The 10,869-nt window shown below is 65.6% G+C and carries 12 protein-coding genes; all 12 read right to left on the bottom strand.

Translation table 11 applies throughout. From position 1 onward, the window contains the following. Positions 1-1,200: urease subunit alpha (locus QOI01_RS15245; protein ID WP_526382280.1), on the bottom strand; the 1,200-nt coding region annotated here is incomplete at its 3' end. 7 nt (positions 1,201-1,207) lie between these two features. Beyond that, positions 1,208-1,876, bottom strand: coding sequence for an urease subunit beta (ureB, locus tag QOI01_RS15240; protein ID WP_526382278.1), 669 nt, complete (start codon positions 1,874-1,876; stop codon positions 1,208-1,210). 25 nt (positions 1,877-1,901) lie between these two features. After that, a complete protein-coding gene (locus QOI01_RS15235) occupies positions 1,902-2,573 on the bottom strand; it encodes an urease accessory protein UreF (protein WP_526382276.1) in 672 nt (223 codons plus the stop codon). Next, positions 2,566-3,027 carry an urease accessory protein UreE gene (gene ureE, locus QOI01_RS15230; protein ID WP_526382274.1) on the bottom strand — a complete coding sequence of 154 codons (462 nt, stop codon included), beginning with the start codon at positions 3,025-3,027 and terminating at the stop codon, positions 2,566-2,568. Before ureE ends, QOI01_RS15235 begins: the two co-directional genes overlap by 8 nt. A 2-nt stretch (positions 3,028-3,029) precedes the next feature. Beyond that, on the bottom strand, positions 3,030-4,436 hold the full coding sequence (locus tag QOI01_RS15225; protein WP_526382272.1) for an amidase: 1,407 nt from the start codon (positions 4,434-4,436) through the stop codon (positions 3,030-3,032). Positions 4,437-4,484: 48 nt separating this feature from the next. Beyond that, the gene (locus QOI01_RS15220) at positions 4,485-4,682 is read right to left on the bottom strand and encodes a hypothetical protein (RefSeq protein ID WP_526382270.1); all 198 of its coding nucleotides are present in this window, start codon (positions 4,680-4,682) and stop codon (positions 4,485-4,487) included. A 22-nt stretch (positions 4,683-4,704) separates the two neighbouring features. Next, positions 4,705-6,090, bottom strand: a complete 1,386-nt coding sequence (locus tag QOI01_RS15215) for an amidase (protein WP_526382268.1) — start codon at positions 6,088-6,090, stop codon at positions 4,705-4,707. Positions 6,091-6,099: 9 nt separating this feature from the next. Then, complete coding sequence (locus QOI01_RS15210; protein ID WP_526382266.1) at positions 6,100-6,909, bottom strand: ATP-binding cassette domain-containing protein; 810 nt, start codon at positions 6,907-6,909, stop codon at positions 6,100-6,102. Then, positions 6,899-7,786, bottom strand: coding sequence for an ABC transporter ATP-binding protein (locus QOI01_RS15205; RefSeq protein ID WP_526382264.1), 888 nt, complete (start codon positions 7,784-7,786; stop codon positions 6,899-6,901). The genes QOI01_RS15210 and QOI01_RS15205 overlap by 11 nt, the downstream gene beginning before the upstream one ends. Next, positions 7,786-8,733, bottom strand: a complete 948-nt coding sequence (locus QOI01_RS15200; RefSeq protein ID WP_526382262.1) for an ABC transporter permease — start codon at positions 8,731-8,733, stop codon at positions 7,786-7,788. The genes QOI01_RS15205 and QOI01_RS15200 overlap by 1 nt, the downstream gene beginning before the upstream one ends. Continuing rightward, a complete protein-coding gene (locus QOI01_RS15195; protein ID WP_526382260.1) occupies positions 8,730-9,689 on the bottom strand; it encodes an ABC transporter permease in 960 nt (319 codons plus the stop codon). The genes QOI01_RS15200 and QOI01_RS15195 overlap by 4 nt, the downstream gene beginning before the upstream one ends. After that, on the bottom strand, positions 9,686-10,869 hold a 1,184-nt coding region (locus tag QOI01_RS15190; RefSeq protein ID WP_526382258.1), incomplete at its 5' end, for an ABC transporter substrate-binding protein. The genes QOI01_RS15195 and QOI01_RS15190, both read right to left, overlap by 4 nt.

Raw genomic sequence — 10,869 nt, 5'->3', positions numbered from 1 at the left:
GCGTTCGTTGTCGGCAGCGGGGGTGGCCTCCTCCGGCAGACGCCCAACCCGCTGTTTCATCACCGCAGCGAGCTGCCAGCAGTTGGCGATGTTCTCGGCGACCCGCCCCATGCCCTGGGTGTCGCTGCCGAAGATCGAGATCGCCCCCATGTCGTGCAGGAAGTCCTCGGCCACCATCGTCTGCGGCCTGATCCGCGCCTCGGCGAATGCGATGTCCTCGGGTGCTTCCCAGTTCATCAGGTGCGCCAGCATGGTCATCGGCACACCCTCGTCGAGCCCGCCCAACGTATAGGGATTGGTCGGATTCGTGGTGCCAGGGATGACGTTGTCGTAGCTGACGCACCGGATCAGGTCGGGAGCATGCCCGCCGCCCGCGCCTTCGACGTGGTACAGGTGGATGGTGCGATCACCGATGGTCGACATCGTCTTCTCGGAGAACCCGAACTCGTTGATCGAATCGGTGTGCAGGTGCACGGCGAAGTCGGCGGAATCAGCGGCGACGAGCGTCATGTCGATGATCGCGGGCGAGGCCCCGAAGTCCTCGTGGATCTTCACGGCCCCCGCTCCGGCGGCCACCATTTCGAGTACCGCGGCCGGATCCGACGAGCCGCGCCCGAACGGCACGTAGTTCATCGGTGTGTACTCGCCAGCCTTCAGGAACAGCCCGAGGTTGCGCGGCCCTCCGGTGGCGACCTCGAACGACGGTCCCAGTGATCCGCCGATGAGGGTCGTCGTGCCCGTTGACAAGGCGTGCTCGGTCTGTTGCGGCGAGATCAGGTGCGCGTGCGTCTCGATCGCACCGGCGGTGACGATCATGCCCTCCGCGGGAATCGGCGTCGTGCTGGTGCCGACGACCATTCCGGCAGTGATGCCCGGCATGGTGTCCGGATTACCCGCCTTGCCGATCCCTACGATCCTGCCATCACGGATACCGATGTCCGCCTTGATGATCCCGGCCACCGCGTCGATGATCACAGCATTCATGATGACGTGGTCGAGCGCACCGTCCGAGTGCTTCGCCGACGGCTGGTAGCCTTCGCCGTCACGCACGGACTTGCCTGCGCCGCTGAGCAACTCGTAACCGGGTACCGTGTGGTCACGTTCGACCTCGACGAAGAGCTCGGAGTCCGCGAGCCGGATCCGGTCTCCCTTGGTGGGGCCGAACATGCGGGCATACGACTGCCGATCGATCGATGTCATGGTGCCCTCACCCCTCGTTCTGCGTGGCGAGCGCCGCATCGAGCGCCCCGGGAGCGTCGAGTCGCCCGTTGACCACACCCGAGAATCCTTGGACGACACGGGCGCCGCCCATCGGGACCAGCTGCACGTCGACGGGGATACCTGGCTCGAACCGGACGCCTGCGCCGGACGCCACGTCCAGCTTGTGGCCCCATGCGGCGCGGCGGTCGAAGTCCAGCGACGAGTTGGTTTCGAAGAAGTGCGACTGGCTGCGCACCTGGATGTCCCGGTCGCCACGGTTGACGACGGTCAGCGATGTCCGCTCGGCGCCAGGGAACAGTTCGACCGGCTCGTCACCGACGATGATCTCGCCGGGCCGAATATCGTTCTCGTGCGGGTTGATCGGGTCGATCAGCGTCACCAGCTTGGTTCCGTCGGGGAAGGGCGCATCCAGCGTCACGATGCGAATCATGTCAGGCACCCCCGGCTCGCATTGATCCGCGCGCAGCAGCGCCGCGGCATGATCGATCACCTCGTCGTGGGCCATGTTCCTGCGTGCCCCGAGCATCACCTCGTCAACGAGCAGGGCCACCGCTTCCGGATGGCTCAGCGGGATGCCCTCGCGAAGGTTACGCCGCGCCATCTGGGCCGCAGCGAAGAGGACGAGGCGCTCGATCTCGGTGGGCGTCAGATTCACGGCGAACTCCTTGGCATGCGTATGGTCAACTGGCGAAAAGCCGCACTCCGCCGCCGCGACGCTGGGCGGCGATGTCGGCATAAGCGGTGAACCCGGCGGGCGTGCCGCGCGGCTCGCACCCCAGCACGTAGAGCAGCAGCGGGGTCAGCGCGGACGACACGCGCTGCGCGCCGAGGTGTCCGACGATGCCGAGACGTACGGCGGCACCGGTGATCCCGGACATCACCTGCCATGCCGCGACGGTCTCCGCCGTCTCAAGCGTCAGTCCTGCGGCACGCAAGCAGATTGCTTGGGCTACCGGCAGGTGCCCGTGTGCGGTCCCGGCGAGTACCTGGCAGCGGTAGTCGGCTACACCGAAATGGGAGTCGGAATCGACCAACGCTGCGAAGGTCGCGAGCGTGGCCGCACCGGCGCGACGGGACGCCTCACGTAGCACCGACATCGTGGACACGGCCTCGGCGAGGGCGTCCGCGCCAGTCGGATCCGGCTCCGACCACGCTCGACGTAAGAGCACCCGGTCACACCGATGCCATCGCCCTTCGAGCTGTTCCGCGGCGAACGCGGTGACACCGTCCTCGTCGCGCACCAGCCCGTCACGGTGGGCTCCCTCCAATCCCGACGAGAAGGCAAACGCGCCGGAAGGGAATGCGCTGTCCCCGAACCGGATTGCGGCGAGCAATTGCCCGAGATCAGTCATGCGGCAGCGCATCATCGAGCGACTGGATCCGCCCGCTGGCGAGCAGCTCGGCGATCCGCGAGGTGTAGTCGGATTCCGGACCCTCCACGTGCACCAGGAGGACGTCGTCGTGCTGGTCAGTCTTCCAGTGCAAGTGGCCTGCGAGGAAGCCGAGCCGTAGCGCCGCTGCGAGATCGGTGGCCCGAAGCATCAGAGTCTGCGGCACCCCGGCGCGCACCACCACGGCGCGATCGGCCTCGAGCAGCAGAACGGCCCCGTCGGCGAGCGCCGTGTCCCGGGGCAACACCACCGCATAGTGGACACCAGCGTCCGAGGTCACCCGCAGTCGCTTGCGGTCGAGGTCGTGGATGTCCAGGTGCACGTATTCCACTGCCTGCTGGTGGCGCAGCTCGTGGAGCCGACCGTCGACGGCACCGTCGCTGGCCCACCCGACGATGCCGTCGAGGATCCGCATCCTTACGCGGCCGTGGCGACGACCGAGGCGATCTTGCCCACTGCGTCCGAGTTCTGTTCCAGCGCATAGCCGACCTGCAGGATCTCAGGCTCGGAGAACGGCTTCCCGACGATCTGCACGCCGAGCGGAAGACCCTCGAACGTGAAACCCGCGGGCACCGACAGCGAGGGTAGTCCCGTGACATTCGCCGGTGCCGAGTAGCGCACATACGCAGCGGTCGCGGCTTCGACGCTGCCGTCCGGCCAGGTGATGAACGGGTCGGAACGCAGCGTTGCCGGAGCTACCAGGGTGGGGGCCAGCAGTACGTCGATGGCGGAGAACATCTCCTTCCATGCCGCCTGGATCAGAGTTCGCAGACGCAGCGCGTTGACGTAGTCGGTGGCCAGCTCCGCGGCCCCGGTCTCGAGCAGTGTGCGTACCTCGTCGGTGAACTTCTCCGGCGAATCCCGCAGGCAGTCCTGGTGGTAGGCGGCGGCCTCGGGCATCATGATGGCCCACTCGGTCGGGATGACGTGCTCGGCCATTGGGATGGTGATCTCGACCAGTTGCGCGCCGAGCCTCTCGAGGAGGGTGGCGGTTTTCTGCGCGGCCGCGGCGGCCTCGGGGTCGAGCTGTTCGGTGTAATAGTTGGTGGGAATGCCGATCTTCTTCCCGACCACACCGCCGTCGATGCCGCTGACCATGTCGGGCACCGGGATGTCGACCGTGCCGGGATCGCGCCGGTCATACCCCGACATCGCGGCCATCACCAGCGCCGCGTCGATCACGTTGCGGCTCAACGGCCCCACATGGTCGAGCGACCACGACAGCGATGCCACTCCGACGCGAGAGGCGCGGCCGAACGTCGGCTTGAGTCCGACGGTGCCGCACAACGCCGCAGGGATCCGGATCGATCCGCCGGTGTCGCTGCCAAGCGCGACGTGCACCACACCCGCACCGACCGCGGCGCCCGATCCCCCACTGGAGCCGCCCGGCGTGCGGTCCGGCGCCCATGGATTTCCGGTGGTGGGGGTCGTTGCACCATAGGCGAATTCGTGGGTGTGGGTCTTGCCGATCAGCACCATTCCCGCGCCGTACAGTCTCGCGACGGACGCCGAGTCGACGTCCGGCACGTTCTCCGCGCGCTGCGCCGAGCTGGCGGTGGTCTTCACCCCGGCGGTGTCGTACAGGTCCTTGACGCCGAGCGGAATGCCGTGCAGGGGTCCCCGGTAGTGCCCGTCGCCGATTTCCTTCTCGGCCGCCTTGGCCTGTTCGAGGGCAAGCTCCGGTGTGGTGGTGACGAATGCGGTCAGGCTGGGCTCCACCTCCTCGAGGCGGGTCAACGACGACTGGGTCACCTCGACCGGCGAGACCTCCTTGGTCCGGATCTTCTCGGCGACTTCGATCAACGTGAGTTCGTACAGTTCCATGACGGTATGCCCTTCTGCTCAGTGCCGGTTGGCCTAGTCCTGGTTGACTCAGTCCCAGTTGGCTTTGAAGCCGACGGCCGGGACGGTTTCACCCAGCCCCGCCACCGAGGCCTGCCGGATCAAGGCCAGCGTCGACGAGTAGGTCTCGTAGTTCGCCTCAAGGCGATCGGGCGGGACGGTCAGGCCGGCGTAGTCGAACACCGCAGCCACATCGGCCTTTGACGGAACGGACTCGTTGTCGGACATGTGGTCTCCTGTTGGTGGGGGGTCAGAGGGTAGGTAAAGCGTCCACGACACCGGCGAGCGCCTCGAAGGCTCGTCCGGCACCCAGCACGGTAGCGTCCGCGCCGGGGCAGCCCATGAGCTGCAGGCCGACCGGCAGACCGTCGCTGCCGAAGCCGCCAGGCACCGTCAGTGCCGGCATCCCGGTCACGTTCGCCGGCACGGTCAAAGCGTTGATGCCGTCCAGGATCCGGACCGTGCTGCCGCCGAACTCAACCTCCTTCGCTCCGTATGGCGGCGCGGTCATCGCGATGGTCGGTGACACCAGTAGGTCTATGCCGGAGTCGAACACCGCCTCCATCCCGGCAATGACGGCGGCGCGGGCCCGCAGCCCCTCCAAGTAGTCCACTCCGGTGTAGGCGGCACCAACAGCCAACGCGTCTTGGACGTCGGCACCGAACTTGTCGGGGCTCATCCCGATCTGCGTCGCATGCCAGGCGGCCGCCTCGACCCCACAGACGACATCGACGACGTGCGGGCACAATTCGACGGCGGCGAACTCGACTTGTCGGATCGTCGCGCCTGCGCCTTCGAGTGTGCGGACAGCGTTCTCGAACGTGGCAGCGACGTCGGGGGCCAGCCGGTCGCAGAAGTACGACTCGGCGACACCGATCGTCAGACCCGCCAAGCCACGATCGAATTCGCTGCGGAAGTCCGGGACGGGGGCGCTGCTGCTGTAGGGGTCTCCCGGGTCGTGTCCAGCGATCACTTCGAGCAGCGCGACGGTGTCGTCGACTGTACGGCCCAACGGTCCGGCGTGGTCCAGCGTTGAGCTGAGGGCACTGACCCCGCGGCGGCTCACCATGCCGAAGGTAGGCTTGTGGCCCGTAACTCCGCACAGCGCGGCAGGGATGCGGATCGATCCTCCAGTGTCGGTGCCGAGACCGGCCGTTACCACTCCCGCGGCGATGGCCGCCCCGCTGCCGCCGCTGGAGCCGCCCGGAATCCGGTCCAGTGACCAGGGATTGCGTGTCGGCGGGGTGTTGACGCCGTAGGCGTATTCGTGCGTCGTGGTCTTCCCGAGGACGATCGCACCTGCCAGCCGGAGCCGTCGTACCGCCTCGGAGTCCTCCGCCGCCAGGTGTTCAGGGGCGCCGAGGGACCCGTTGCCGGTGCGGTAGCCGCCGACGTCGTAGATGTCCTTGACCACGACGGGAATGCCCGACAGCGGTCCTGTTGCTCCCGTTTCCCGCTGCTGCTGCGCGACGGCCAGGGCTTCGTCGGCGAAGACGGCGGCGAACGCCTGCACTTTGTCCTCGGTGTGCGCGATCTGCGCCAGCGCGCCGCGTACGAGGTCGACCGGGTCGAGGTCGCCTTGGGTCATTCCGTCGCGGAGCTCGGGAATTGTTTGCTTGGTCAGCATTTCAGTCATCTGTCCCCCTTACCTAGCTGCTGCTGCGAGTTCCGGTTCGAGTACGGCGTCGACGAGCTTGCGGGTGATGCCGGTGCCTGGATTGGTCAAAAGGTGATCCACCGGCCCGGTTTCGACGAGCTCACCGCGGTCGAGCACGCCGGCGTGTTCACACATGTGCTCGACGAGGGCGAGGTTGTGGGTGATCAGCAGCATCGTCAGCTTGCGTTCACGCTGAAGATCCTTGAGCAGATTCAGGATCTGCGCCTGAACGGACACGTCGAGCGCCGCCGTGGGTTCGTCGAGGACGACGAAGTCCGGTTTGCTCACCAGAGCGCGGGCAATACCGAGGCGCTGCCGTTGCCCACCGGAGAACTCGTGGATGTAGCGGTCGTAATGCGACGGCAGCATCCCCACCCGGTCCAGAAGATCCAGTGTCGTCTTCCGCGCTTCGGCTGTCGATACCGCCCGGAAGCGCCTGAGCGGATATGAGATCTGTGCACCGACACCGCGCCGGGGATTGAACGCGGAACCCGAATCCTGGAACACGATCTGGATCCGTTGCCGGTATCGGCGCATGTCCAGATCGGAGAGGCCGACGAGCTCGTTTCCGTCGAACGCGACCGACCCCGACGTCGGCTTCTCGAGCCCCATCACCATGCGCCCCGTGGTCGTCTTGCCGGAACCGGACTCGCCGATCAAGCCGAACGTCTCGCCGCGCTCGATGTCGAAGCTGATCGAGTCCACCGCGACGAAACCGCTACGCCTTCCGTCCTCACCGCGCACGGCGAAGACCTTCTTCAGCTCAGTGACCGAGATCAACGGAAGGCTAGGCGACATTGGCCTTCTCCTTCGTCGTGTCACCGTGGAACTCGAACAGACGCCGGTCCGCGCGGGCAAGGGATCGGACGTCGTCGTCCGGGTGCAGGCGTGGCACTGCTCGCATGAGCCCCTGCGTGTAGGGGTGCTTCGGCCGGTTCAAGACCTCGTCCACGGTCCCGGATTCGAGCACGTCCCCGTGGCGCATGACGGTGACGTCGGTGCACACGTGAGCAACCACGCCGAAATCGTGAGTGATCAGCAGGATCGAGGTGCCGAGCTCGGAATTGATGTCGATCAGCAAGTCGAGAATCTGCTTCTGAACGGTGGCATCGAGTGCGGTGGTCGGTTCGTCGGCAAGGAGCAACTCCGGCCGGCAGGACAGTGCGATCGCAATGACCACGCGCTGGCGCTGGCCACCGGAGAGTTCGTGCGGGTAGGCCTTCATTCTGCGTTTCGCCTCGGGAAGTGCGACCAGTTCTAGCGCCTCGAGCGCCTTCACTCGCGCCGTCGCCTTGTCCACGGCTTGATGCAGCCGGATCACTTCCACGAGCTGCGCACCAATGGTGAACGATGGATCGAGCGCCGAGAGTGCGTTCTGCGAGACCAACCCGATGTGCGGCCCGCGGATGGCACGCATCTCCTTGTCCGTCTTGTCGAGCAGGTTCTCCCCGCGGAAGAGGATCTCGCCGCTGGTGATCCTGGCTCGACTGGTGCCGAGCAGCCGCAGCACGGCCATCGAGGTGACGGACTTACCCGAACCCGATTCCCCTACCAGACCGAGGATTCCGCCATCCCGCACGGAGATGTTCGCGTTCTTCACCGCCCGCACGACTCCGGCGTCGGTGTGGAAGTCGACGGACAGGTTCTTGACGTCGAGTGCGTTGTGATTGGTCATCAGCTGGTCTGCTTTCGGGGGTCGAGTGCATCACGGACCCCGTCGCCGACCAGATTGAAGGCCAGCGAAACGACGAGGATGAGGAGTCCGGGAACGGTAGCAACGTGGTAAATGCCTTCGAGGAGAACGTTCTTGCCGTCGGCGGTCATGATGCCCCAGTCCGGGGTCGGCGGGATGACGCCGACACCGAGGAAGCTCAGACCGGATGCGACCACGATCATCAAGCCGCACAGTGTCGTCGCATACACCAGCAACTGGACGACGACGTTCGGCATGAGTTCGCGGAACATCAGTAGCAGCGGGTTGGCACCGTAGGCGCGCGCCGCCTCGATGTAATCCTTCGACGCTTCGCCGACGGTCGCGGTGTACGCGACGCGGGCCATGTACGGGATCAACGTGATGCCGATCGCCAGCATCACGTTGCCGAGGCCCGCGCCCAACACTGCGGACAGGGCGATCGCGAGCAGCACCAACGGAAAGGCGAATAGCACGTCGAGGACCCGCATCAGGGTCCCACCCGCCCGGCTGCGCTGAAATCCGGCGAACAGACCGATCATCAGAGCCAGCGGAAACACCACGAGTACAGGGACCACCGCGACTGTCAGAGAGTTGCGACCGCCGTACAGCAGACGGGTCCAGATGTCACGCCCTTGGCCATCCAGACCGAGGAAGTGACCGTCCGTGCCGACACCGGCCAGCCGATTGACCGGGTCGCCCGCAATCGGGCTGTATGGCGTCAGCAACGGCGCGAAGATCGCTGCCAACGCCACGAGCACCAGGACGATCAGCGACACCACCGCCATCTTGTCGCGACTGAAGGCGCGAACTGCCAAACGCCACTGCGGCTTCTGCGTTTGCGTGCTGACCGGGGCATGTCCGCCGGCCGGGGTACGGCGGTCCCGGACCAGTGAGCGGCCCATGCCGACCGCCTCGGTGACTGCACTCATGCTTCGACTTTCCTTCTGGTCCGGGGATCGAGCAGGCCGACCCCCGCATCGGCGACGAGGTTGATGACCACGAAGGCCAGCGCGATGAACAACACACCGGCTTGCACGACCGGGATGTCACGCTGGGTGATCGACGTGTAGAGCTGCTGGCCAAGACCGGGCCAGCCGAAGACGACCTCCACGAACACCACGCCACCAAGGAGGTAGCCGACCTGCAGGCCGACGATGTTGACGATCGGAGGCAACGCATTACGGAGGGCATGCCTCCATAGGACCGAACTCGTGGACAACCCCGAGGCGCGCAGTGTGCGGATGTAATCCTGCTGGAGGATGTCGATCATCACGCTGCGGGTCATCCGGGCGATCACCGCCAGCGGCACCATCGCCGCGGCGATGGCAGGTAGAAGGAGGTGCGCGAGGAGATCGCCCCCACCTCCTGGAAAGCGCGGGTTGTACATGCCGGAGGTGGGGAGCCAACCGAGGTTGATCGCGAAGATGCCGATGAGAAGCAGTCCGAACCAGTAGACCGGAACGCTGGCACCGGCAAGGGAGATCATCATCGACGCCCGGTCGAAGATGCCGTACTGCTTGTGGGCGGCGATGACGCCGAGCGGAACGGCGATCACGATGCACAGCACCAGCGCGGCACCGGTGAGGATGAGCGTGTTCGCGAACCGGGGCATCATGATGTCGGTGACGGGAGCGTTGATCGTCAGCGACCGGCCCAGATCACCATGCAGCAGTCCGCCGAGGTAGTCGAAGAACTGCACCGGCAGCGACCGGTCCAGGCCGAGTTCGGTCCGCAACGCAGCCACCGTCTCAGCGGTCGCCCCCGAGCCAAGGATGGTGACAGCCGGATCGCCCGGCACCAATTGCAGCAGCAGGAAGACGATCAGGGCGACACCGAACAGCACGAGAAGTGTTGAGAACAGTCGACTTCCGATGACCCGGGTCATTGTTCGAGCCTCACATTCGTGAGGTCGTACCACTCCTCGCTCGCCGAGACGAAACCGGACACGTAGGGGGCCAGCATGTAGGGGGCCTTGTCGTTGACGATCGGGACCAGAGCGCTGTCATCGGTGACGATATTGTTCGCCTGGCGCCAGAACTTGTCGGCTTCCTCGGGGTCAAGCGCGGTGATCGCATTGTCCATCGCTTTGTCCAGGGCGGGGTTGGCGTAGTAGCCGACGTTCGGGCCGTTGGGCGCCTGCAGTTGAGACGATGTGGCGATGTAGAGCCAGTACGGACTGGTCATCCCCCAGGACATCTGCGCCATGCCGACGCCGCCCTGCATACCCCGCGCCCACACACCCAAATACGAGATCCATTCCTGGGTCTGGATTTTGAGGTTGATGCCGATCTCCGCGAGGTTCTGTTGGATGAACTCCGCCATCTGCGAGGGCATGATCTGGCCGGAACCATCGGTCGAGGTGATCAGCGTGGTCTGGAATCCGTTCGGCAGGCCCGCCGACGCCAACAGTTGCCGGGCCTTATCGAGATTGCGCTGGTAGGCGTCCTTGCGTTCGACGTAGCCGCCCGCCGACAGTGCCTGGACTCCCAACGCCGGATTCACCGAGCCGCGCAACAGGTCCTGCGCCATACCCTCGCGGTCGATCGCAAGATTGATCGCCTCACGCACTTCACGCTTCGCGGTGTACTGGTCCTTCATGTTGAAGGACAAGTACCAAATGTGGGGCGGAATACCCTCGGAGAGTTGATAACCCTCCTTCACCAGATTGTCGATACTGTCCGGATTCGGTACCGCGATCATGTCGACGTCCCCGGACCGTAGTGCGGCCGTGCGTGCCGATGGGTCGGGCAATGGCCGGAACACCACGCCGTCGATCGACGGAACGGTGCCCCAGTAATCGTCGTTGCGCACCAGGTCGATTCGCTCACCGCGGATGCGCTCCTTGAACTTGAACGGCCCGGTGCCCACCGGGTGGTCGGCGATGTCGTCGCCGTAGGTCTTCAGCGCGGTTGGGCTGATGATTGCGGTCGAGCCGCTACCGCCTTGTGCCAGCATCCGCAGAAACTCGGAGAAGGGTTGTTTCAACCGGATTTTCAGCGTGTGGTCGTCGACGGTTTCGACCGTGTCGAGGAACTTCCAGACGAATGTCGTCTGGCCAGCCGCCT

This window comes from Mycobacterium sp., assembly GCF_032162605.1.
GTDB lineage: Bacteria > Actinomycetota > Actinomycetes > Mycobacteriales > Mycobacteriaceae > Mycobacterium.
This window is presented reverse-complemented; position numbering and strand designations above follow the sequence as displayed.